Here is a 23,901-nt window from a genome sequence, read left to right as displayed (position 1 = left end):
GATCAAATCGTGTCGATTCGCTAACAGGAATGACTGGATTTCAAGGGGCATCAGGGCCGCGGGGCGACGAGCCAGAACGATCGGTGGAAGTCTCGGGGATGCACCGTTTCGGTGGTGTCCATAAGCGCACTCCACGGTTCATGGACGAACTCATTAAAACCACAATACGCACGCTTCGCCGTATTGAATGACTTCCCGACACCTTTTATCTGCAGAACGAATCGCGTGCCACTTAAAATATGTAGCCTTCCCAAGACGAGTTGTCGGTCAATTGAGTTTGTACGACGGTGTCCCGAGTTGCAAGGTACACACGTTCATGGTTTACGCCGAGATTGAAGCTGACCGATGCACTGCGTCAAAGAAATTATCACGGACTGGCGTCGTCAGAACGCCTCGCCGTCCGACCGCATTGTCATAAGTCAAGTTAGTCTGTAAAAATGCGGCACATTTGCCGATTCATGAACTCGTCGACGCTGCAACTTGAACCGCCAGTATCGCGTGCGGATGTGCGGGCCGGTGATACTGAATGCGACGTCGGTCAAATTCCCGCAGACATACGCACCGATTTTTCGGATGGAAGCCATCTTATTGAAGGTGCATCCAGCGATGATGTATCTGGTTTCCAAGGAAGACGCCACTATCGGCACCGTTTCCGTAACAGACGTCTCCGGATGGGCGATCTGTCGCAGGTATTGCGACATGAAATTGTGCAGCTTTTCGGCACAACATCCGATACGCTGCAAACAAATGCATCGCCAGATGTGTGGCATCCACGCTCATGGCCGTACGTCGCAATGGATCTCGATGCGATGTCTTGTCGAAGGTTCGGAGATTTGGGGATGCGGTTGTTTCGAATTAATCAGATACTCGGCAGGGACCGTCAGGCTTATCCTCTCGTCGAACATTTTTGAGATTCGCACGGAGATTTCCATGAGCCACTTCTTCCTGATTGATGTATCGCGTCTGTACAGCGACGTAGGCATTACGCGCCACAGCCGACTCTGCCTGAACCCATTTCGCCTTTTTTCAGGATTGCGAAATCTGTTCCGATGACCTTATCGGTCCACTCCTGTGCAGCGCTGCATGCGTCGTACGCGACATCGAAAAAAACGACGTCTCGGTCGGCACGCATGAGGCGCGCGAGGTCGAAGCGGCCGACAAGCGCCGCCATGACAATTTCGAGTTTACCAGGCGTAATGTCAAACATCACGTCAAAGAGCTCCACTCCAAGGTGCAGACAGTCTGGTTTCGTATTGAATCGACGTTAACTATGGTTGACTTTCAGGTGTACCAATCGCTGCTAGCATGACGTCGCGGTGTCCGGGTTCTCCTCATACCCTGGGAATTGGCCAGGATGCCGCGGACCATGTTGCACTCCGCTTACGCGCCGGTTCGCTGGCGCGTTTTTTTTCATTTCGTACAAACACCGATCGAGGAATGTTCGAAGATATTCGATTGCCGTATGCGACTGCCGAGTGCAATCTAGGCACGCGCACGGTCACCCTCCTCTCGACGTGTGTGCGACTATATACGTCAGGCTTAGCGCGTCCAGCGGACGCGCTTTTTTTTGAATGCTCACACGTAAGATTTCTGAAGATGCTCGGTTACGTAGTTGCCGCAGCGCTTCACCGCAAGCCCGGCCCGTTGCTCCGCTACCTGCCCGCAAACGCTCCTTTGCATATCCCTTTGCAGTCTGGCGCGCCAGCGTCTTCCGACCAACACCGCGTCCATCCGGCCATCGGGACACTTCTCCAGCCAGCGCTGCAAGAGCGCGAAATGCATCTGCGTGTCTCAGACGTACTCACTTCGCACGAATTTCCCGATCAAGGCGGCATCATCCGTGATGCAACGGCCCAGGGAATCCCAAAGGAAAGGGCAGCCCCAATGGTCTCCCTGTTAACATGCGGCAGCCCGTCGCATTCAGTGTCGAATTTGTTTGATTTCGTGGCCTTCGCAGGTTGCCTATCCTGATGAAATATTCTTAGGGAGAATCCCATGCTGCCGCTAACACCAACCGACCTGCTGCGCCTGCGTAATCGCAAGCGCCTACTGGTCGACCCTGACAGTCTGTTCGCTAACAAGCCGTTTCCACCTGAATCCCGCACGATACCGCCCGAACAGATCGAACAACGACGTGCTGTGACCGCATTGACCGTCGCATCTGCGCTAGCGATTGTGGTGTCATTTGGCGCATTGATCGCTGTAGAGGTCTTTATTCCCGTCTAGCATCCAATCGCTGCGCAGCGTCGTGAAGGTCCCAACCTGCGCGAAAAACCCGTGAAATCGCTACGGCGGCCCTGACACGTCCTGAGTCAGGAAAGGAAATTCTTCAGTTCCAGAAGAGCTCGTAACCGCTGCGAATCCACCCGGAAGACCTCAGGGTCGTATTTCAGTGGACTCGAATACAACTGCGCCATTGACTTGATCCCATGCTGCTGAAGTCTTGAGCGCTCAGCCGGGCTGGATGTATGCCGCAACCACCCGCGCTGCTCGCGCTGCGCGTAGCTGGCGTCGATCTCCTCGTCGCTGGGGTCGCGGTAATACTCATCGTGAACCACCGCACACAATGGCAACCGATCGCGTTTGTCTGGATTTTCGTCCGGATACCCAACGACAATCGTCGCGACGGGCACGCAGGTATCCGGAAGATTCAGGGCCGCCGCAATGTCACCCATCGCGGATAACGTCGACCCCATGTAACAGACGCCCAGACCCCGGGCCTCGAACCCCAAACAAACATTCTGGGCCACGATCATCGCGTCGCATAACGCAATGTGATAGCCCATCAGGTTGTTGAAATTGTCGCGTGCCGCCCCGCGCGCGAGCCAGCGCCGCGTCCGGTAGCAGTCGGCGACAAACGTCACCAGCAAGGGTGCCTGCAGAATCATCTGCTGTCGTGCATGCAGTTCGTAAAGCTGCCGCTTGCGTTGTACGTCCTGTGTCAGGACCAGCGAGACGCTGTTCAGATTGCCCGAGGATGATGCCCCGGCAAGTGCGTCGGCACATACCTCGTCGATTAGTTGGCGCGCGATAGCGTCTGGCCTGTATCGCCGGATCGAACGATGCCGGTTAAGCAGTCTGGAAATTTCAGTCATTGAATCCATACTCCGCGCAGCACAGCATCGAAAAGCACCTATCGAGGATGTCTAGTCCCGCTTCCAGCGTCGCCAGTTCAACCGTGAGCGGCGCCAGCATACGCAGAACGTTGCCGTGCATGCCCCCGGCGAGCAAAAGCAGACCCTGCTCGCGCGCCGAGGCCACGAGCTTCCTTGTCAAGTCCGCCGCCGGTTGCCCATCGGCCGTGCGCAACTCGACGCCGATCAGTGCCCCCAGCCCCCGCACGTCCGCAATCAATGAATAGCGTCGTTGCATGGCCAGCAACGCCGCGCGCGTGATCTCGCCAACCTGGCGGGCTCGAACCAGAACCTGTTCCCGCTCCATGATGTCGAGTACGGCGAGCGCAGCGGTACAGGCCAGCGGGTTCCCAGCGTAGGTACCGCCTAGACCGCCGGGCCCCACAGCGTCCATCAGACCGGCATGCCCGGTGACGCCCGCAAGCGGCAATCCGCCGGCGACCGACTTGCCGAACACCACCAGGTCCGGCGTCGCTCCCATCTGCTCGACGGCGAAGAAAGTCCCCGTGCGGCCGGCGCCGCTCTGCACCTCGTCGGCAATCAGTACGATCCCGTGACGGTCGCATAGCGCACGCAGTTGCGAAACGAACCCGGGTGGGGCGACCTGTATTCCACCCTCGCCCTGTACCGGCTCGAAGATGATCGCGGCAATATCCTCGGGAGCGGCGTCGCTTCTGAAAATCCGTTCGATACTGCCAAGCGCCGCGTCGACGTCCACGTTGTTCAGTGCATCGGGGTACAGCGCGCGGTAGACATGGCCCGGCATCAAGCCCATCCCGGACGCATAGGGCGCCACCTTGCCCGTCAGCGCAAGAGCCATCAGCGTGCGGCCATGATAGGCACCGGTAAAAGCGATCACACCGCTGCGCTTCGTGTGCGCGCGGGCGATCTTGATTGCACTTTCCACGGCCTCGGAGCCGGTGCTGAACAGCGCGGTCTTCTTGATGCCATCGCCTGGTGCCAGTGCGTTGATCCTCTCGCATACCGCAACATAGGATTCGTACGGCAGCACCGCGAAACAGGTATGAATGAAATGGCGCAATTGGCGCTGGAGCGCCTCGACGACGTCCGGGTGAAGGTGTCCCGTATTGAGAACGGCAATGCCGCTCGTAAAATCGATGTACTCCTTACCGTCGACATCCCAGATGCGATCGTTCAGCGCCCGCGCCGCAAAAATCGGGTGTGCCTGGTTGACGCCGCGGGCCACCGCGGCCAGCCTGCGCTCCACCAGCGCTTCGTTGGTGACATTCATGAGGATAAGAATCCTTTATAAGCAGCATGACTCTGACTGAAACCAGTTGACGCCGGGTCACGGCGTCAACTAACGCACATCAACTCACCGGCAGTTGCCCCGATCTGATTGCGGCGAGCCTCTCGTCGGCGCGTGCGGCAAGGGCCAGCCGGTCACCATAGCGATAGCGGTCGAGGAATTTGAACGGTCGCGCGTTCGGGCCCCGCGCGAGCTTCGCCGCGAGACCGTCGGGCGCGTGGTTGGCCCAGTCCAGCAGCGATTTCGCGAACTCGACCGTCGGCCGCGAAACATAGCGGTTGGCAAAGTCCGAGAAATCGAGCGGCAGGTGCTCGCGATTCTCCTGATACAGATGGTGCAAGATGTCGATCGCCTCCGGCTCGGCGATCTCGCCGGCCTTGAAGCGTTCCATCGTCAAGCACGCGGCCTCGAACATCCGTTCGTAACGGTGGCTTTCAATCGACAGGTGGCCGGGGTAAGTCGCGTTCTCGAACGCCGCCCTCAACGCGTCGTCGTCCCGATCGGCCAGATAATCCGCAAGAATCCGCCGCAGGCGCAACACGCCGATATAGCTGCCACTCAACCAGATGCGGAACCACGCGTTCCACAGAGGAAAAGTCTTGAACGCGGTGTACGAGTTGGCAACGAGGCGGTCGTTGATCCGTACTACCTCGAGGCTGTAGCGCTCGAGCGACAACAGGTTGTCCCGCTTCCACGTGTCGGTTTTCACCGACTCCAGCAAGGTCGGCGCCAGTCTTGCGATCGATTCGAACGTATTGACCAGGCCTCGCGAGAACAGCGGATCGACAAATCCGACGGCGTGTCCCAAGAGGCAATACCGGTCACCCACCGTCTCGCGGCTGGTGTAGTTCAGACGCGGCGCAACGGTCCACTCGCGCACCCGCGCAGCGTTTCTGAAGTGCCTGGCCGCCGACGGATGATCGGCCAGAAACTGCTGGAACTCGCGCTCCGGATCGCGGCTGGCCGGACCATGCTTGTCGATGTCGAACTGCAACCCGACGCTGCACAGCGGATTGGTGCTGAACGGCTGATTGTTGAACGGGATAATCCAGAGCCAGCCGCAATCGAACAGGTGATGCAGTGTGGTCTGCGACAACGCGGTCGGCGAACCGTGCGTCTCGACCGGTGCGATCACATCCTCATAAAGATCGACGTTGACCATATGCGTGAACAGCGAGCGCGTGTTGGCCTGCATCGGCCTAGCCCCTTCGCGCAACTTCAACGCATCGGCGAGTGGCGCACGGTAGCCTGCGGCGTCCACCACAAAGCGCGTGCGCAGTTGCTGTGCGTCGGCAAGCGTCAGCGTGACGCCCTCCGGCGCGACCTCGATGGCCTGGATACGCGCCTGCTGTTTGATGACCGCGCCGAGCCGGGCCGCCAACGCGACATAGTACGCATCGACATCCTGGCGAAACAGGTGCGCCTCCGGTGCGAGCACAGGGGTCGACACCACATCGGCGATATCGTGCTCCTTGCGAAAACCGTTCCAGGCAAAACTGAAGGCCAGCTTGATGCCGGCCGCCGACGAACCGATATGGCGGTTGATCTCGGCAATGTTGCCCGGATAAGCCAGCTCGGGGATGTTATAGCGCGCGGCCATCAGTTCGAGCAGCACGGCACTTTCCGGCACCATCGACTCGCCGACCGCGAAGCGCGGGTGCGTCCCTGCGTCCAGCACGATGACCTTCACGCCGTTCCTGGCGAGGATGGCTGCAAGCATCGCGCCCGATATGCCCGAACCTATAATGGCGACGTCGTAGTCATATTCATGATTCATATTTCGCACTCCGATATGTATTGTATATAAGTTAAAACTGGAACCACCTTTCGACATGCTCGGTTTCAGTCGGAATCAGGCTTTTCGATCAGCATGCCCGTCACCCGGACCTGCTCCTCCGGGTCGAAATCCGCCGCGATGAGGATCAGATAGCGCGCGTTGTCCTGTTTCAGCCATTGGGTAGCGAGCACGCCGACCAACGTCCTGGCATCCGTGGCCGGCATGGTCAGGTTCATCGACGGCCCACGAAAACCAAAACGTGTACAGCAGATCGCCAGCGCCGCACCGGCATTGGCATTGATGAATGCTGCAGGCGAGATGCGGCCGCTGCGCTCAAGGTCGTCTATCACGCGCTGCGCCGTGGCTCTCGGATAGGCGCTGCCTGAATGGATCATACCGACGTGATCCCGATGCGGCTCCAGCCGGGCGTGGTGCGCGCGATAGATTCGTCCGACACATTCGAGCACGGTCCATACCGTCGGATCCGCGTTTCTGACGCCGCCGCGCACCTCGAGATCCAGTTGCTCGTATGCAATGCCGTGGACTTCGCAAGTGTCGACGATGTCGTAGCCACGCTCCTGCAGAAAGGTCTCGTTCATCACACGCCGACTCCTTCAAAAACCAGACTGGTGTTGAAGCCGCCAAAGCCGATTGTGAGACTCAGTCCATAGACCGCGTCGATCGGCTTGGGGCACCCCACTGGCATCGGCAGGGTAAAACCCGCGATCGGCTCTTCGAGCCCATGTATGGGCGGCGTCACCTGCTGCTGCAGCGCGAGAATCAGCGCAATCGCCTCGAGTGCCCCGGTCGCGCCAAGCGAATGACCGAACGCACCCTTGGTCGCAAAGATCGTCGGCTGGGACGCACCGAACAACGTGAGATACGCGGTGCTCTCGATCCGGTCGTTAGTCAGGGTTCCCGAACCGTGCGCGTTGATCACGCCGATGTCTTCGTGCCGCAGTTCCGCATTTTTCAGCGACCGCTCGACGGCAAGCCGGATGCCGTTGCCCTCCTTGTCGGGTGCGGTCAAACCGGCTGCATCGTTGGACGAACCTGCCCCGCGCAGGATCGCGAGCGGCCGGACCGGACGGTCACCGCCGCGTTCGAGTACCAGAAAGCCAACGCCTTCGCCGAGGATCGTGCCGTCGTGACGGCGATCGAAGCTGCGCAGCGTGGTCGACGACATGGTGCCAAGGGCGGTATGCGCGAGGCGCTTGGAGTCGGCCAGCACGTCGGCCCCGCCGCAAATGCAGCGGTCGACAACGCCGGCCCGAATCAGCTCGGCACCCAGCAGAATGGCGTCCGATCCCGACGAGCAGGCAGTCGACAGCGCGACCGACACGAGTCCGAATCCGTCGGCGATATCCTGCACCCAGCGCTCGAGCGGTTCCGCAGCCGACTGCGCATCGTCAAGCCGCGCACCGAAGCTCGTCCCCACAACCAGCAAGGTGCGCGCCGCCTGACGAGACAAGTCCAGTTGTGCATGTTCGACGGCCGCGGCAACGGTTTGCCGGGTCAGTCGCTCGAGGGTATGGCGCGTGCTGCCGCGCTCCGCCAGTTCGATCGCTGCCACCCGGTCATTTTTCAGCGCATGCCGCGAGGCGAGCGTGGCAATGCCGGTCTCGCCGTCGAGCAACCGCTGCCATACGCCGGATAACGTGTGGCCCAACGCGCTGTGCCAGGCCATGCCCGTGATCGCGATGTCCATCATGGTGCGTCTTCTTGCGCCGGCGCGCAGGCAAGGCTCCAGTCATTACCCGGCGCGAGTCCGGCGTATTCGGTTTGCCCGTAGACGCGCAGATAGTCGTCAGGCTTATTGTCGTCGAGCGGATTCGGATAGAAGCTGTCACGTATTGCGCCGCCCTCCAGCGAAATCGTTCGCGTGAACGGTTCGCGTTGCAGCCAGTTGTCGCTCACCAGAAAGCGCGCTTCCACGTCCGCTTTGTCGAAGCCGGGGAGTTCGTCCGGCTGTACGAATTTGCGGCGAGACTTGTCGAACACCTGCCGGTACGCAGACGAGTCGAAGTAGCGAATCCGCCCATCGCTCACGAGCGCGTTCAGGGAGTGCCAAGGCTGTGGCAGATACAGGTAATTGACGTAAATCTTCCGAATCGCATAGACAGGTTGCCCGAGCAACGCGCTAACGAGCGTGCCCGCCACATCGCTCATTTCCGTGCAAAAACACGGCAGGCGGGGCCCGTCCGGCTCGATGAACGCCCGCAGATAGTCGCCGAGAGACAGCGAGGGAATCACCTCGTCGCGGTAGCGGGCGTAGACAGCCTCATGCTCCGCCCATTCTTCGCGAGGATGGCTCAGGCGTATCAGATTCGCCGGCCAGGTCCGGAAAACCTCCGGCTCCTGAGTGATATGGCACATATGCAAGGGAATGACCCGCAGCACGTCCTCAATGGTCTTCAGACCATACCTCGTGATGATTGCGCCGGTCAGCTCGCCAATCTCTTTGTTCACGGTGTGCATCCTCATTTGTAGAATTCGTACTGCTGCCTGTTCACGGGCGTAAGCGTCAAGGTGCTCGGGCGTTCGATGTGCTTCAATCCTTTCATGATCTCTGCCTTCATCGCATCGGCCTCAGCCGGTCCGACCAGCAGATCATCCACCGTGACCTCAAGAAAATATCCGTTGACGGTATTGGCGTGGCGGATCGATCGGGTCCTGCAGCTCAGTACGCCAGGTAGTGCGCGACAGAATTGCTTGATCGCGGCCAGATTGACCTTCTCGTCGTTCAGCACAATGAAGTCGGATCTCCGATGTTTGAAGAAGAGATAACCCTCCTCGTCGATTTCGAAGATGTCTCCGGTTTTCAGCCACGTCTGTCCGTCTATTTCGACCAGCGGGCTCTGGGCATTGCGGCCAATCTTGCGCCTGAGCAGCGTGTCCGAATGAACCAGAAGTTCGCCTTCCCGCCCGGGGCCCTCTGCGTCGAGCAGGTGCACCATGGTCCCAGACATTGGACGGCCGACGGATGCAAGCCGCTTCGCGTTCGACTCATGGGCCCGCCCCGTCGAGACACGTGGCCCAGCTTCGGTGACGCCGTAGGTCAGGTACAGTTCCTTGCCGGGGTACCGCTCGACGAAAGCCGCGGCCTGCTCGGGTGCGAGAAAGTCGCCGCCCACGGTAAGCGCACGCACGGTCGCCGGAAGTGCGGCGCCGGGATGCGCAAGCAGCGTCCGCATCAGGACCGGTGTCACGGAGCTGACCGTCACCCGATAACGCGCGAGATCCGCGACATACCGGGAACCAATGAACGGCGGGCCGCTGATGACGAGCCTCGCGCCGCACTCGATACTGGCGATCGCCTGGGCGACAAGCGCGAACGAATAGTAGAGCGGCAGATTGACCAGAACCGTGTCCGCCGCACACAGTCCGATGTCAGCCGCGTGCTTGCGCGCATTCGCCCTGAGCGAATCGATCGAGTGCACACAGCCGCTGCTGAAGTCCGACGAGGTGCCCGAGGTAGTCAGGATGACTTCGCCTGCCTCAGTGATCGGTTTCGCCCCCGCACGGAAAAACCCGACCTCGCAACCGGCGTGCCGGTTGACCGCTTCGATGCACAGTTCCTTGCGCAATTCCTCACCAAGGCGTGGCTTGACGACGGCCACGGCGTGAAAGTCTTCCGCCATCTGACCGAGGCGAAGTACGGGCGTGGTCGGTGACAGCATCGCGGGTACATAGCCTGCGTTCACAAGTGCGAAGAAAAGCCGCAGCAGGCTCCTGCCGTTAGGCATGCATACCAGTACCACGGCGCCCTGCGGCAGCGCGTGTGCACGTAATCCGGCAAGCAACGGATCGAGTGCGACCACCTCGCCCTCCGGCAAGGCAACACTGGATGTTTCGGTAATCAGGTGATCAAAGTCCGCAATAGACATAGGGATCTCTCTTGTTTAGCAACGTGCCCACGTTGGGACTAGCGCGCGTTCAGCTTCGTCAGGAGAAATCCGGACAGCACGTCACAATTCAGAAAGTTGTCGGGCACAAAATCGTTCTCGTCGATCTTGATTCCGAATTCCTCTTCGCACTGGTAGCGAAGTTCGATGAAGCCAATCGAGTCGATCCCGACCACGGACAGGAACCCATCGGTGAGGCCGATCCGATCCGGAGAAATATCCACGTCAAGCCGTGTTGCAACGATATTGCGGAGACGCTCGACGATCTCCTGCCTGCTTTCGTTCATGATTACCTTCTGATTGTGAAAAAGAAGACTCGATTAAAGATCACGCAACCGGCTTGCGTTGCGGATCAGCCAACGGTTGATGTCCCGCGCGCATCTGATAGCGCACGAGGGGTGTCGTCATCGCGGTAGTGACGAGCGCAAACAGGACGAGCATCGTGTAGACCTTGACCGGAAGAATGCCCAATTGCAGCCCAATCGAGAGCACGATGAGTTCCATGAGACCTCTCGCGTTCATGAGCGAACCGAGGAATGCGGCCTCGCCGGGGCCTAGTGCGCAAATCCGCGCAGCGAGATACGAGCCGCCGAACTTGCCGACGAAACCCGCACCCAGGAAGACACAGAACCACAGCCAGGCGCTGGCTCCGTCTATCGACGAAATGGATGTGTGCAGACCCGCGTAGGAGAAAAAGACGGGCATCAGGACGGTGCGGATAAAGCCCCCAAACCATCTGTCCCATTGTTCCCGCACAGCCGGGATGTCGCGCAGGAGCATCCCCGGAAGCAGCGCGCCGAAGGCACTGTGAAAACCCAGGCTGGCAGTGATGCCGGCCGAGACAAGTACATGACACGTGACGACTGTGAACACGGCTCGCATATCGTTGCGCTGTGCCGCCCGTATCAGCATGGGCTGAATCACATAACGCGTGACGACCACGCATCCGACCGAATACAGTCCAATCCCACCGAGGGCTATGGCCAGCTCGCCCGCGCCGGTGCGCACGTGCGCAATCGAGGCGACCACGGCCAGCAGCACCCAGCCCGCGACATCGGTCAGCATGGCAGCCGAGAGCGCGGTCTTCGCCAGTGGATGCTTGTCGAGGCCGAGATCGATCACGATCCGCGCCATGACCGGGACCGCGGAAACCCCCAGGGCAACGCCGCAAAAGAGCACATAAGGAACGCCCGGAAAACCTGGCGCCAGCGCTTCCTTCGACCAGAGCGCCACGACCACGCCGAGAACAAACGGCACCACGAGTCCAAGCGCCGCGATCAGTCCGGGCAAGCGCAATCCCGCATTACCGCGCCTGTCCGAAGGCTGAATGTGCATGCCAATCTCGAACATGAGCAGGACAATGCCCACTTCGCCAAGCTGGGACATGCTGGACGCCGAACTCGCCGGGAAGATCACGTCATGGATACCGGGCGTGAGCACCCCGAGGACAGAAGGGCCCAGCAGGATGCCCGCTGTGATTTCGCCGACCACGCGGCATTGACCGACGCGCTCAGCGACGTACCCGCACGCATGACACGCCAGAATGACAATTGCTAACTGGAGAAGGAACATTGGAATTTCAGGTCGAAGAAGAGTGATCGGAAAGGCTCTTCAGCTTTTTATCGGCACCCGGTCATGCGTTAGTGCGCTCGGACTGCCCGGGCAATGTCCACCGCAAACCGCAAGGCAGAAATTAGCGCGAGCGCGCCGGGCCCGACAGCTCCAGGAAATGAGAGGGGTGCAGTCCAATGCCCTGCGCGCTCCAGTGCCTCAGCGCTTATCCGATGAGGCCGAGAACAGCCGCCCTCGTTGCCGCGTGTGTCTTGTTGACGGCACCGAGCTTGCGTGTGGCGTTGGTAAGGTGAAAGATGCAGGTCGATTCGGCGATCCCCAGAATCACGCCGATTTCCGAAGCGGTTTTTCCTTCCGCAGTCCAGCCCATGACTTCGCGCTCGCGCGGCGAAAGGTGCGGCATACGGCCCTCGAACATGGCCGGCAACAGCCTGGCGCTCAGGCTCGCATGAGCGAAGTGGGCGAGCCAGATCATCGGATACTCGGCGACAGCCAGTTCATCCGGATAGATGGGGGAGGAATTGCGGGCCAGCGTGAACCAGGTGACGGCACCGAACCGGTCGCGCAGCGACATCGACCATCCATACCGGATGCCGTGCGCCTTCGCGTCGTCCCAGTACTGCCGCTCGGATGAGGGAGCTTCAGCCGTCCATATCAGCGGAACCGATGACACCCGGCAATGGCGCAGGATCGGATCTATCTCGACATAGCCTGGCGTCCGGTAGCGGGATTGCCATGACTGGGGATAGTTACCGCGAACCTCGGTAGCCGGGCGCGACACTGGAATCGGCAGGCGAATCCCGAACATCCAGAAGTCGAAACTCAGTGCCTTGGCGCTGCTGGTGATCTCTCCGTGCAGTTCTTCGTCGGAACTGTGGTGGTCGGCGACTTTTTGTAGCTGTTCCTGGTACCACTTACGCATGTGAATCCTCTCCGAAAACAAGAAACTCGGAGAGAGCGCGGCACGCGGTAGATCGGATGAATGGAAGGAGGAGGCTCGGTGAGACGATAAAAATGGTTTGCGCAAGAGATGCCTGCACAGCATCGCCTGTACAACATCAATAGCTGGACCGGATTCAATCCCTGAAATTGGGGGTGAACAGGCTTGTGCAGATCAGGAGAATGCCGACTTCAGCCATGGAGATTCCCTTGCCTTACGTACGTAAGGCTTGAAATCCCGCATCGCTTCGCCCGGTTACTACGCCTCCGCACAAACACAAACCCGGTGACCGGAGCAACGCAAGTCGTGACACACCCTTCCCCGTACTTGGCCTGGCTTATCCGCTTATAAAGTCGCTTATGAAAGCGCTGGTGCGGTATGGGTGCCTGGCGCGCCGGAGCATAGCCTGCCTGCGCTAATTGCGCTTTGAACCTGCCCCTGCCACACCGGCGGCGCGCGGTTCGGGCACTGAGTCGCCGCTTCGCTGCGCCGCCAGGTGCTGGACGAGCGTGATCGCGAGACCGAACGCTGCCATTGCGACGCTCACCATGCACACCAGGTCCCATCCGTAACTCATGAAGACCAGCGGCCCGAGGACCGAGCCAAGGGCTCCGGCTGCGTAATAGAAAAACATGTAAACGCTATATATGCGACTGCGCGCGTTGGCGTCAATCGCCAGCAACCGGGTCTGGTTAGCCACCTGCGCCGAAAAGCAGCCGACGTCGAACAACACCAGCCCAATGGCCGTCCCCGCTATCGATGCGCGAGCGACGAACAATATGGCCAAGCCCGCGAGCAGCAGCGCGAAACCGCATGCAATGACCGGCCGGGATCCAAACCGGTCAGCCGCGCGCCCCGCCGCACGCGTGGCAAACAGGCCCAGCGCGCCGGCAAAACTGAACATCCCCGCCTGGGCCGCATTCAGATTGAGCGGCGCTCTCGCGACCGCCAACACGAGCGTGACCCAAACCATGCTGAACACGAAGAACCAGCAAGCCCCGACGAGCACGCCTTCCTGCAACCGGCGATACCGGAACAGCACCGAAGGCAGTGATCTGAGCAAGCCGAAGTAACTCTGCTCGACGTGCGGTGCGTCCCTGGGCAGCAGGCGGCGCGTCAGACAGGCGAGGAGAAAGGCAGCGACGCCGAACAACATCAGCATCGTCCGCCAACTCATCTCCTGAGATATCAGTCCACCAACGAAGCGGCTCAACAGGATGCCCGCCGACACGCCCGTTCCAACCGTACCGACCGCACGGCCACGCGACTGCGGCGCTGAGGTGCGAAACGCGACTGCCGCGAGGTGAACTGCGTTGGTTGCCGTCGCACCGATCACACAACCCGCGACGGCCAACGCAGGCAATGTCGGTGCGTAGCCCGCCGCCATCAGCGCGATCGCCAGCACCGCAAATTGCCATGAAACAATTCGCGCCGGAGAAATCTTGTCGCCAAACGGAACCAGCAAGACGATGCCTGCCATGTAACCCACCTGCATGCTGCCGGCCACAAGGCCGAGCGCCGTCAGCGGGACATGGAAGGTCTGTGCGACGGCGGGAAGTGCCGGCAGGAGCGCGTAATTGTTCGAGATCGCCACGCCTGCAGCCAACGCGATGAACGCGGTCAGCCACCGATGCGGCGTATCTCGCCCATCCCCACCGCTCCCGTGCGGGCCGCGACTCATGGCCGCTTACGCAGCAGCATCGCTTTTGACAGCGGTGATTTCAATCTCGATGAGGATCTTCGGGTCAACGAACGGCAGGACGTGCAGCAGCGTCAGCGCCGGGCGAACATCGCCGAACACCTCGCCGTGAGCGCGCCCCGCTTCCTTCCATTGACTGACATCCGTCACGTACAGACGGCTTTGCACGACGTCCTGGTAGCCGAATCCGGCATCGGCCAGCACGGCGCCGAGCTTCTGGAGGATGGCTTTGGTCTGCGTGTACAGGTCGTCGCCGACGATCGAGCCATCCGCTCCACTCGACGCCGTGGCCGACACGTAGAGCGTGTTTCCCGACTGGACGGCACGCGAGTACCCGACAGTCATTTCCCAGCTCGAGCCCGAAGAATATCGCTTGTTCACGCTGCTCTCCTTGTGTTGCATACCGAATAAGTGACTACACTGGAATGGCTACACTACTGCAGTAGTTCATATTTACACTACGACGGTAGTGTACTAGGCCAGATTGACATGTGCTAGTCTCGCGCGCTATGACGACACAAATTCCTGCCGACCTGATATCTGCGCTGATCCGCCTCGGCTTTTCACAATACGAAGCGCAGGCCTACTGCGCGCTGCTGCAACGCTCACCGATGAATGGTCACGAGGTGGGCAAGCTCTCCAGCGTGCCGCCGTCGAAGATCTATGAGACCCTGCAACGCCTCGACGCCAAGGGTGCGGTTCTCATGCATCGGTCGGAACCGGTCCGATATGCGGCGGTTCCTTATGCAGAAGTGCTGGCCCGGCTGCGCGAGCGCTTCGAGGGCGACCTCGCGCTGGTCGACAAGGGACTGTCGACGCTCCCGGCGACGCGCGAACCAGGTCTCGTGTGGTCGCTGCGCGACCGAAGCGCGATCGTCACCGCGTTCCTGACCACGATAGATAGCGCCCAGCAAACGCTGTTCGCGGCAATCTGGGACGAGGAAATGGAAGCGCTAGGCGACGCGATCGAGGCGGCCTCCGCGCGCGGCGTCGATGTCCACGTGGCGATCTATGGCACGGCGAGCCTCAACGGTCCCCGCTGTTACGACCTGCGCGAATGCGGTGAAAGCGCCCGCAACCGGCTCGAAGGCCGTCGCCTGTCCGTCGCCGTTGCGGACGAGCAGGACGCGATCACCGCGGAATTCGGGCCGTCCGCCAATGAGGAAGCCGTACTCACCAACAATCTGGTGATCAGCCTGCTCGCCATCGAGTACGTCAAGGCTGACGTCATGGGCAGAATCCTGATCAACTCGATGGGACAGCGCGCTTATGAGAAAGCGCTCAACAGCGACGTGATGCAGGCGCTCCTTGCGGCCAAAACCGTCCAGCTACCCAAGCAGACAAGCAAAACCACCGCAGCCGCAACCAGAGGCAAGCGAAAAAGCCGGGCAGTCATATCGGAAAGCGCGACGGACGAGGGATAGGCGTTCTGAAGGTGGTGTGACGGCATCCCGGTTAAGTCATCCCGCTGCCTCATCCCGCACGAGTTCCGATCCGGGTCTCTGAAAAACAGGATATCCAGCTAGCAAAAGGCAACGGATAGCTCTACACTACCGCGGTAGAGTGCACGCACCCTACTTCGGTAGTAAAGTCGTTCAAGATGGCCACAAAAAAAACCGACCCAAAAAGGGTCGGTGAAAAGATCCTGGCCTATTCCGAGGGCCGGGCCAGAATCTGAGAGCTGATTAGTAATTATCGCACTATAAGATGTCATGTGTGGGCAAATTGCTCGCACGCGTAGACTTACGCGCCGCGAAGCGGCTGGTGTGCTGGGACGCAATTTCTGCTCTCTCAGCGCTGCCAGCCGCTTCGCGGTTTGCGTTTATATCAAGCCCCGAGAAAATCACCGCATCAAACCTCCATACTCGGGTTCCCTCCACCTCGAGCCAGGACTTTCAAATAGCGCGCAAGCAGCGTGATCGCCTACCCATATTCGTGTAAATAACACGACACCGAAAGACCTCGAACATTCCCCACCGGCTTCCCGTTAAATCATCTGAAGTGCGTATAACGAGGCGGTTTAAACCTCGCCAAACTCCAGACAAAACAAATAGCTTTCAAATTGGCGCTTCAAGCGAACGCCTACGGCTCTCCATTGCCGTCCCGTGCCTTTGCATTGCCTTGATGAGTTGCGTCCAAAGGAATTCGGCGGCGGGCGACAGGCGCCTCCCGACCCGGCGTATCACCTGGCTGCTGAATTCGCGGGCGATCGGGTGGTCGATTTCGAGCGGAACCAGCTTTCCGGCATCCAGATACTGGCGCGCGGCATCGGTAGACATGAACGCGACGCCCAGACCCGCGGCGGCGATCGCCTGCGCCGCCGAAAACAGGTCGCAGCGATAGGCCGGCGTCAGATTCAGCCGTTCCGCGCGGATCAGCGAGTCGAGATACTGTTGAACGCCAAAGCGCGCCGGCATGAAGATCAGCCGGTGGTGCGCCAGTTGTTCGACGCGGATGCGCCGTTCGCCCGCCAGCGCATGCTGCGGACTGACGAGCGCGCAGAGCGGCGCGGCGCGAAAGGTTCGTACGCGAATGGCCGGGTCGCTGCTGCCGCCGGCACACAGGCCGAGATCGACCTCGTCGTTGCGGACCATGGCAATGATTTCGGAGGTCGCCGCGCCGCGCAGTTCCACCACGATGTCCGGGAATTGCAGGCTAAAGGCCTCGAGCACCGTAGCGAGCAGCTTCTCGACGAAACCCTCGCCCGTACCGATCACGAGCCGCCCGCGGCGCAAACCGCGATAGTCCTCCAGTTGCGCCAGCATCTCGGCGTCGCGCCGTGCGCTTTCGCGGAAATGCTCGACGAGGCTCATGCCGATTTCCGTGAGCGTCACGCGCCGGCCGCGCCGTTCGAGCAGAGCGACTCCGTGCAGGCGTTCGAGTTGCGCCACCTGACGGCTGATGACCGAAGCGTTGATCGACAACGCGTCCGCCGCCGCCCGCACGCCGCCCTGCACCTCGACTTCATGCAGATAACGCAGGCTGCGGGTGCTGAGCACGGTATCGCGCAGGCTTTCAGCGTCGCTCGACATGGTTTCATCCGTTGACATATGAGTCAACATTATTGCCCGAGAAACGTCATTGATCGGCCTTTTTTGCGGCGAAATACTGGCCTCTTTCCTTACTTCCCAGCAAGCTAAAACATGTCAGGCACTCAGGACTTCTGTTCCCTCGACGACACCCAGGACCTGCGCGACGAGTTGAGCGGCATTCGCCATCATCTGCATCGCCATCCCGAACTGGCCTATCAGGAGTTCAAGACCTCCGATTTCGTTGCCCAGAACCTGGAAAGCTGGGGCTATGCCGTGACGCGCGGGCTGGGCGGCACCGGCATGGTGGCCACGCTCAAGGCGGGAACGGGCCCACGAGCGGTGGCGGTACGCGCCGACATGGACGCCTTGCCGATCAACGAGGAGACCGGCCTGCCCTACGCGAGCTGCGAGCCGGGCCGGATGCACGCCTGCGGCCACGACGGCCACACGACCATGGTGCTCGGCGCGGCTCGCCATCTGGCCCGCACGCGCCGCTTCGACGGCACGGTGCACCTGGTGTTTCAACCCGCCGAGGAAATCGGTGCGGACAGCGGCGCCAAACGCATGATCGAAGACGGCCTGTTCGAGCGCTTTCCGTGCGAGGCGATCTTCGGACTGCACAACCATCCCGGCTACCCGAGCGGCACGTTCATGTTCCGCAGCGGGCCGTTCATGGCGGCCTGCGATACGGTCGAGCTGGTGATTCACGGTCGCGGCGGCCATGCGGCGCGGCCCCATCTGGCCGTCGACCCCGTCGTGATCGGCGCCGCCCTGGTGACCGCGCTGCAGACCGTCGTATCACGCAGCGTCGATCCGATGCAGACCGCCGTCGTGACGGTCGGCGCCTTCAACGCCGGGCACGTGGCAAACGTGATCCCCGAAAAAGCGCGCCTGCAGATCAGCGTGCGCTCGTTCGACGCCGAGGTTCGCAAGCTGCTCGAGACGCGCATCCGCGCCCTTGCACACGCGCATGCGGATGCTTACGGCGCCCGCATCGAAGTCGACTATGTGCCGGGCTACCCGGTCGTGGTCAACAGCGCGCCGGAGACCGAACTGGCGTTGCAGGTAGCGCGCGAACTGGTGGGTGAGGCACGGGTGATCGACGGCTTTGGCCCGATTGCGGGCAGCGAGGATTTCGCCTATTACCTACAGGAAAAGCCGGGCTGCTTCCTGCGCCTCGGCAACGGCGAAGGCGCGCCGATGCTGCACAACGCGTCGTACGACTTCAACGACGACAACCTCACGGTAGGCGCGGCTTACTGGACGCGTCTCGTCGAGCGCTTTCTCGCTGCAAAACCCTAGACATCACCAACGATCAAGCACGAGCCCCGCGTGACCCAGACCGTCACGCGAAACCTGAGCCCAAGGGAACCCCCATGTCAGCCGAGCCCATTGCGCAATCCGCCGTATCGCCCGTTTCCACGCCGTCGTCCCAAACCCGGATCGTCGTGGCCGCCGTCTTCGGCAATCTGCTCGAGTTCTTCGACTTCACCGTCTACAGCTTCTTTGCCCTGACGATCGCCAAGCTGTTCTTCCCCGCGCACGATCCGGTGGTCTCCACCCTGCTCGCGCTGTCCGCCTTCGCCATCGGCTTCGTCGCGCGCCCCGTGGGCGGCTTCGTGCTCGGACACTACGCGGACAGGCACGGCCGCCGCGCGGCGCTCACGCTGACGATCTTTCTGACGGCAATCGGCTCCGCGATGATCGGCCTGGCGCCCGGCTACGCGACCATCGGCCTCGCCGCCCCCGCGCTGATCGTATTCGCCCGCCTGCTGCAAGGTTTCGCGCAAGGCGGCGAGTTTGGCGCCGCGACTGCGACGTTGCTGGAGACGGGTTCGGCCAAGGGCCGCGGCTTTCGGGCGAGCTGGCAACTGGCAAGCCAGGGTGCCGCCGCGCTGCTCGGGTCCGGCCTGGCCGCGCTGCTCAACTTCCAGCTCACCGAAACGCAGCTCCTCGACTGGGGATGGCGCGTGCCGTTTCTGGCAGGGGTCCTGATCATGCCGGTCGGTGTGTATCTGCGCCGGCATATCGTCGAAGAGCCGCCGGCAGCCAGCAAGACGAAAGCTTCGAGCCTTGAGCCGGCCCTCGTACGCAAGTGGTTTCTGACCGTGTTCGCGATCATGGGCATGACGGTCGCCACTTACGTGCTGATGTACTACATCCCGACCTACTCGATCCAGTATCTGAAGCTGCCGGCGAAGCTTTCCATGCTGGTGTCGATCGGTGCGGCCTGCTCCTCGCTGGTCTTGTGTCCGATATGGGGGGCCCTCTCGGACAGGATGCAGCGCCGCAAGCCGCTCATCCTGATTGGCCGCGTCGCGTTGATCGCTTTGCTGTATCCGGCCTTCTGGCTGATGAACCATTTTCCGGCGCTGCCGGTTGTGTTCGGCCTGATCGTGCTGCTGATGATTTTCTACACGATGGGATCGGCGCCGGCGTATTCATTGATGCCCGAGAATTTCCCGAAACATGTACGCGCCGGTTATCTGGCGAGCGCTTATGCCGTCGCGGTGTCGGTGTTCGGCGGGACGGCGCAACTGGTCGTCGCGTGGCTCATCAAGGCGACCGGCAATACGATGGCCCCGGCCTGGTACATGATCGGCAGCGTGATCATTTCGCTAATCGCCGTATCGATGTTCGAGGAAACCGGCGGCCGCGAGTTGAAGTAACGGTGACGCGGCGTCTTGAATGCATCAAGGCAAGGTTACGCCGATCACTCACACTCATATACTCACTTCGCTCGCGCACAAAAGCAAAATGCAAACACATTTCAGAAAATGTAAGTAGACCATAGTAAGTCATCAATATTAAAATGATCAGGTTAGCTACGCCCTATGATCGCACCGGAACCGCTACAAGCGAAGTGCGCACGCTAGCTGCGAAGACCAGCGTGAGAATCGCGCTGAGGAGCAGGAATGCGGACAACCAGAGGAGAGAGCCGCTATAGCCTTGCGTCGTCTGCTTGAGCCAACCGACGAGGTAAGGGCCGAAGAAGCCTGATGAATTGCCAACCGACAGAATCAGACCAAAACCACCGGCGGCCGCGCGGCCTGTGAGAAAGGTTTGCGGGAGCGCCCAGAACGTCGCAAGAAAGCCGAATGCGCCGATCAGTGCAACGCTGAGGCCGAGCATGACCAGAATGCCGTCATGAGCCAGACTGCTGAGGGCCATCGCGATAGCGCCGACCAGGCAAGTTGTAATGACGTGCCAGGCACGTTTGCCGGTGCGATCGGAGTTGCGCGCCCATAGCACCATGGCTACGGCGCCGAGAAGATTGGGCACAGCGCAGACGAGACCCACCGTGACGTTGTCGACACCCAGCGACTTCACAATCTGGGGCATCCAGTAATACACGCCATTCAACCCGATCAATCCTGTCAGATAGGTTAGCGAGAGCACCAGCACGCGTGCATCGGTGAGCGACTGCCGCAGTGTCATGTGACCGGCTGCTTCTATGCTCGCGCGCTCGCGCTGCAACTCCGACTCAATCCATGCTTTCTCGTCCTCGCTGAGCCAGTCCGCTTTTGCCGGCGAGTCCAGCAACGTGAAGAGGCAAAGCACGCCGAGGATGACTGCGGGGATGCCCTCCAGCAGAAAGAGCCACTGCCACTGCTTTATGCCGCCGATCCCGTTCAGCGAAAGAATCGCACTCGACAAAGGACCACCGATCACCGCGGCCAAAGGCACCCCAAGCAGGAAGGTGGCGATCGCCTTGGCGCGCCAACGCGCGGGGAACCAGTAGCCGAGGTAGATAAAGATGCCGGGTGCGAATCCACCTTCGGCAACACCGAGCAGGAAACGCGCAACCATGAGTTGCGTCGGCGTGTGCGCGAGGGAGCACAGCAGCGTCATGAGGCCCCACGTAATCATGATGCGCGCGATCCAGATGCGCGGGCCGAACTTCTGTAGCGCCAGATTGCTGGGAATCTCAGAGAGGCAATAGCCGATAAAGAAGGCGCCGACAACCCAACCGAACGCCGTCGGGGAAATGCCCAGATCCCGGTTCATCGTGAGCGCGGCGAAGCTCACGTTTGTCCGGTCGATGTAGCTCACCAGAAAGCACATACAGACGAACGGCAGGATGCGCAAAGAGACCTCCGCCATCGTTCGTTCGTGACTGACCCCGTCTTCGCCAACCTCTACCACTGCTGCTGAACTCATCGTGTGTCTCCCCACTCTCGGGTTTATCTTTTATTGCATTATCGGTTGCACCAGCGTGTTCAGGTCCGCTCACTTCCCCACGAGACGGTTGGAATGGCCTCCTCGACCGTCTCCCAGATGAAGCGGCCCGAGGGCGACTCCTGCTCTTCGGCAATGTGCGCTACCAGGCCGGCGGCGCGAGAAACAACGGCGAAACCCCGCATGACTTCGGTGCGCACCCCCACCTCCCCCAGCAACGCGGCCACGGCGCCGGTCGCATTGATGGTGATGGGACGCCCGAAGACTTCGTCGACCGCGGCGGAAAACTGCTCGAGTACCGCTATTTTCTTGCCGGAAAGTTCAGGCTCGGCCTTCGCCAGCTCCAGCAGTCTATAAGCGCGCGGATCGACTGGCTTGTGCAGATGATGACCAAAGCCGGGGATGGCTTTGCGCGTTTCCTTATGCTCACGTGCAATCGCCAGTGCTTCCTCATAAGGGGCCTGCGCGGACAGCAGGTGGTCGAGCAAGCGCGAGCAATTCTCCATGGTGCCGACGAACTGGCTGCCGACCGCCAGTAACCCGGAGGCAACCGCTCCTTGCAGGTTCTCGGGTGCACTCATATAGACGAGTCGCGTCGCGATCGAACTCGGGGTGAGGCCGTGTTCCATCAACACAATCAACACGGCGTCGACGATTCTGACGTCGACCGCCCGCGCGGGACGCCCGAGAATCTGCATCAATAGCACTTCGGTGAAGGTTTTCTTGCCGAGCAGGTCGTCGACCAGATTGGCGTCGCCGTAGTGAAGTGTGGTTAGTGTGTGAGCGCAAAGCTTTGTAACTGGCGGCTTGCGATCGGAGTGCTTCGCGGATGTCATGGTGTTCCTCAGGCAACAGTGTGCGCCGGTCGGTAAGACAAGAGATGGTCGCGGACAGCGGTTTTCAACACCTTGCCGATCGCCGAGCGTGGCAGATCTTCGTAGAAGTGAATCTGTTTTGGCGTATGCACTGGACCCAGTTTTTCCCGCACGAAGGCAGTCAGTTCGGCTTCGGTAACCGACATGCCGGCGCGCAACTGAACCGCCGCCTGCACGGCCTCGCCCCACTTTTCATCTGGAATGCCAAATACTGCACACTCATGCACCGCCGGATGTCGACCTAACGCGTTTTCAACGTCTATCGGATACACATTGAAGCCGCCGGTGATAACGAGTTCGCGGATCCGATCCTTCAGATAGAGGAACCCGGCTTCGTCGATATAACCCCGATCGCCGGTATGCAGCCAGCCGTCGACCAGCGTTTCAGCAGTTTTCTCCGGCAGCTTCCAGTATCCCGTCATCAGCAGATCGCCGCGGGCCACGACCTCGCCGATTTCGCCGGCAGGCAACAGCCGGCCTTCGGGCGACATGATCGCCACGTCACTGAAACACGTAGTAGTACCCACTGACGACCAATGCGTTGAGTCGGCAAAATCTTCGGGGCGCATTACGGTGAGGATCTGGGGCGCTTCGGTCTGGCCATACGTCGTGCCTAATACCGGTCCGAAGAACGCCTGCGCCTCGCGAATCTTTTCATAAGGCATGGGCGCGCCGCCGTAAATCAGGCGCCGAAGTTCGGGGAAGTCGTCGCGCGAGACGCCCGGTAACGCCATAATCATGTAGATCAAGGTTGGCGGCATGAAGCAGACGGTTCCTGCGCGATCCCTAAAGGCCGTGCGAACAGCCTCCGCCCCGGCGTCGCGGAGGATGACATGACAACCTCCCTGGGCAAGTACCGGCAGGATATAGGTGGATGTGCCGTGAGTAATCGGCGCACCGACAATATAGCGATCGTGTTCGGTAAACTGCCATGCCTGAATCTGGTTCGCCACGTTCGCCATCCAGGCGCGATACGGCTGCATGACCCCCTTCGGAATACCCGTGGTACCGCCAGTGAATTTGATGGCTTGCGTCGCGGTGTCGGGCAGATCGAACGCTGCTGGGCGCTGGCCGGCGTAGGCGTCGACGAGATCGCGCAAGCCTGGCTGCAGGGTGTCGCGAGCTGGGCGGCGTTGTCCGTGGCAGTAAATCCGTTGTGCTGTCGCGCCGGCCAGCAGGTCGGCGTATTTTGCATCGACGATGAGGATTGTCGGCTGCGTGGTGTCGACAATCCGCAGAATCTCCGGTTGGGTGCTGCGTGGATTCAGTGGTACCCAGACTTTGCCGCTGGCGAGTACCGCCAGTAGTGCAAGCAGGTGTTCGGCACTGTTTCCCGCGCAGATACCGACCCGGCTCTGCGGCTCAGGGTCGATAGTTTGGAGGGCGGCAGCCAACGCTGCAACCTGTTCGCCGAGCTCGTCGTAACGCACCGGCCCTTCCGGAGCGTCGATTGCGATGCGGGTGGGCCAGCGCCGCGCGGCGCGCCAGAAAAAATCGATCGGATACATGATGTAGAGA

The 23,901-nt window shown here is 60.6% G+C and carries 22 protein-coding genes; 5 read left to right on the top strand and 17 right to left on the bottom strand.

Features of this window, described 5'->3' with window-relative positions; all coding sequences use genetic code 11:
- The first annotated feature begins 458 nt into the window (after positions 1-458).
- Positions 459-911, top strand: coding sequence for a hypothetical protein (locus tag AC1ECK_RS07995; RefSeq protein WP_480317706.1), 453 nt, complete (start codon positions 459-461; stop codon positions 909-911).
- Between the two features lie 71 nt (positions 912-982).
- Here AC1ECK_RS07995 and AC1ECK_RS07990 read toward each other — a convergent pair whose 3' ends face one another.
- Positions 983-1,210: a hypothetical protein gene (locus tag AC1ECK_RS07990; RefSeq protein WP_480317704.1), complete on the bottom strand. Its 228-nt coding sequence runs from the start codon at positions 1,208-1,210 to the stop codon at positions 983-985.
- A gap of 785 nt (positions 1,211-1,995) precedes the next feature.
- On the opposite strand from AC1ECK_RS07990, the gene AC1ECK_RS07985 reads away from it, so the two are divergent.
- A complete protein-coding gene (locus tag AC1ECK_RS07985; protein WP_480317702.1) occupies positions 1,996-2,226 on the top strand; it encodes a hypothetical protein in 231 nt (76 codons plus the stop codon).
- A gap of 86 nt (positions 2,227-2,312) precedes the next feature.
- Here the strand turns inward: AC1ECK_RS07985 and AC1ECK_RS07980 are convergent, their stop codons facing one another.
- The 12 genes from AC1ECK_RS07980 to AC1ECK_RS07925 all read right to left on the bottom strand — a co-directional run bounded on the left by AC1ECK_RS07980 (position 2,313) and on the right by AC1ECK_RS07925 (position 14,678).
- Positions 2,313-3,095 carry a nitroreductase family protein gene (locus AC1ECK_RS07980; protein WP_480317700.1) on the bottom strand — a complete coding sequence of 261 codons (783 nt, stop codon included), beginning with the start codon at positions 3,093-3,095 and terminating at the stop codon, positions 2,313-2,315.
- A complete protein-coding gene (gabT, locus tag AC1ECK_RS07975) occupies positions 3,088-4,386 on the bottom strand; it encodes a 4-aminobutyrate--2-oxoglutarate transaminase (RefSeq protein WP_480317698.1) in 1,299 nt (432 codons plus the stop codon). The genes AC1ECK_RS07980 and gabT overlap by 8 nt, the downstream gene beginning before the upstream one ends.
- Positions 4,387-4,465: 79 nt before the next feature.
- Positions 4,466-6,181 (bottom strand): NAD(P)/FAD-dependent oxidoreductase, encoded by a 1,716-nt coding sequence (locus AC1ECK_RS07970; protein WP_480317696.1) that lies wholly within the window; start codon positions 6,179-6,181, stop codon positions 4,466-4,468.
- Between the two features lie 65 nt (positions 6,182-6,246).
- Positions 6,247-6,780: a hypothetical protein gene (locus AC1ECK_RS07965; RefSeq protein ID WP_480317694.1), complete on the bottom strand. Its 534-nt coding sequence runs from the start codon at positions 6,778-6,780 to the stop codon at positions 6,247-6,249.
- Entirely contained in the window at positions 6,780-7,892 is a 1,113-nt protein-coding gene (locus AC1ECK_RS07960) for a beta-ketoacyl-[acyl-carrier-protein] synthase family protein (protein WP_480317692.1), read from the bottom strand. Before AC1ECK_RS07960 ends, AC1ECK_RS07965 begins: the two co-directional genes overlap by 1 nt.
- Positions 7,889-8,650, bottom strand: a complete 762-nt coding sequence (locus tag AC1ECK_RS07955; protein WP_480317690.1) for a hypothetical protein — start codon at positions 8,648-8,650, stop codon at positions 7,889-7,891. The genes AC1ECK_RS07960 and AC1ECK_RS07955 overlap by 4 nt, the downstream gene beginning before the upstream one ends.
- Before the next feature lie 11 nt (positions 8,651-8,661).
- On the bottom strand, positions 8,662-10,068 hold the full coding sequence (locus AC1ECK_RS07950) for a class I adenylate-forming enzyme family protein (RefSeq protein ID WP_480317688.1): 1,407 nt from the start codon (positions 10,066-10,068) through the stop codon (positions 8,662-8,664).
- Between the two features lie 38 nt (positions 10,069-10,106).
- Positions 10,107-10,373 carry an acyl carrier protein gene (locus AC1ECK_RS07945; protein WP_480317686.1) on the bottom strand — a complete coding sequence of 89 codons (267 nt, stop codon included), beginning with the start codon at positions 10,371-10,373 and terminating at the stop codon, positions 10,107-10,109.
- A 40-nt stretch (positions 10,374-10,413) separates the two neighbouring features.
- Complete coding sequence (locus AC1ECK_RS07940; protein WP_480317684.1) at positions 10,414-11,658, bottom strand: cation:proton antiporter; 1,245 nt, start codon at positions 11,656-11,658, stop codon at positions 10,414-10,416.
- Between the two features lie 205 nt (positions 11,659-11,863).
- Positions 11,864-12,580 (bottom strand): autoinducer binding domain-containing protein, encoded by a 717-nt coding sequence (locus AC1ECK_RS07935; protein WP_480317682.1) that lies wholly within the window; start codon positions 12,578-12,580, stop codon positions 11,864-11,866.
- 433 nt (positions 12,581-13,013) lie between these two features.
- The gene (locus AC1ECK_RS07930; protein WP_480317680.1) at positions 13,014-14,279 is read right to left on the bottom strand and encodes an MFS transporter; all 1,266 of its coding nucleotides are present in this window, start codon (positions 14,277-14,279) and stop codon (positions 13,014-13,016) included.
- 6 nt (positions 14,280-14,285) lie between these two features.
- The gene (locus AC1ECK_RS07925; RefSeq protein WP_480317678.1) at positions 14,286-14,678 is read right to left on the bottom strand and encodes a RidA family protein; all 393 of its coding nucleotides are present in this window, start codon (positions 14,676-14,678) and stop codon (positions 14,286-14,288) included.
- Between the two features lie 128 nt (positions 14,679-14,806).
- Between AC1ECK_RS07925 and AC1ECK_RS07920 the strand changes: the two genes are divergently transcribed.
- Positions 14,807-15,721: a TrmB family transcriptional regulator gene (locus AC1ECK_RS07920; protein ID WP_480317676.1), complete on the top strand. Its 915-nt coding sequence runs from the start codon at positions 14,807-14,809 to the stop codon at positions 15,719-15,721.
- Positions 15,722-16,354: 633 nt separating this feature from the next.
- On the opposite strand, the gene AC1ECK_RS07915 is transcribed toward AC1ECK_RS07920, so the two are convergent.
- Complete coding sequence (locus AC1ECK_RS07915) at positions 16,355-17,329, bottom strand: LysR family transcriptional regulator (protein ID WP_480317674.1); 975 nt, start codon at positions 17,327-17,329, stop codon at positions 16,355-16,357.
- A gap of 111 nt (positions 17,330-17,440) precedes the next feature.
- On the opposite strand from AC1ECK_RS07915, the gene AC1ECK_RS07910 reads away from it, so the two are divergent.
- Both AC1ECK_RS07910 and AC1ECK_RS07905 read left to right on the top strand, forming a co-directional pair.
- Complete coding sequence (locus AC1ECK_RS07910) at positions 17,441-18,631, top strand: M20 aminoacylase family protein (RefSeq protein WP_480317672.1); 1,191 nt, start codon at positions 17,441-17,443, stop codon at positions 18,629-18,631.
- 74 nt (positions 18,632-18,705) lie between these two features.
- Positions 18,706-19,998 carry an MFS transporter gene (locus AC1ECK_RS07905; protein ID WP_480317670.1) on the top strand — a complete coding sequence of 431 codons (1,293 nt, stop codon included), beginning with the start codon at positions 18,706-18,708 and terminating at the stop codon, positions 19,996-19,998.
- 163 nt (positions 19,999-20,161) lie between these two features.
- Here AC1ECK_RS07905 and AC1ECK_RS07900 read toward each other — a convergent pair whose 3' ends face one another.
- From AC1ECK_RS07900 to AC1ECK_RS07890, 3 genes are read right to left on the bottom strand one after another with little or no spacing between them, the layout of a single operon-like run.
- Complete coding sequence (locus tag AC1ECK_RS07900; protein WP_480317668.1) at positions 20,162-21,490, bottom strand: MFS transporter; 1,329 nt, start codon at positions 21,488-21,490, stop codon at positions 20,162-20,164.
- Positions 21,491-21,549: 59 nt separating this feature from the next.
- Complete coding sequence (locus AC1ECK_RS07895) at positions 21,550-22,344, bottom strand: citryl-CoA lyase (RefSeq protein WP_480317666.1); 795 nt, start codon at positions 22,342-22,344, stop codon at positions 21,550-21,552.
- A gap of 8 nt (positions 22,345-22,352) precedes the next feature.
- Positions 22,353-23,891 (bottom strand): class I adenylate-forming enzyme family protein, encoded by a 1,539-nt coding sequence (locus AC1ECK_RS07890; RefSeq protein WP_480317664.1) that lies wholly within the window; start codon positions 23,889-23,891, stop codon positions 22,353-22,355.
- Between the last annotated feature and the right edge of the window lie 10 nt (positions 23,892-23,901).

This window comes from Paraburkholderia sp. SSBN10T (genome assembly GCF_056619545.1).
This window is presented reverse-complemented; position numbering and strand designations above follow the sequence as displayed.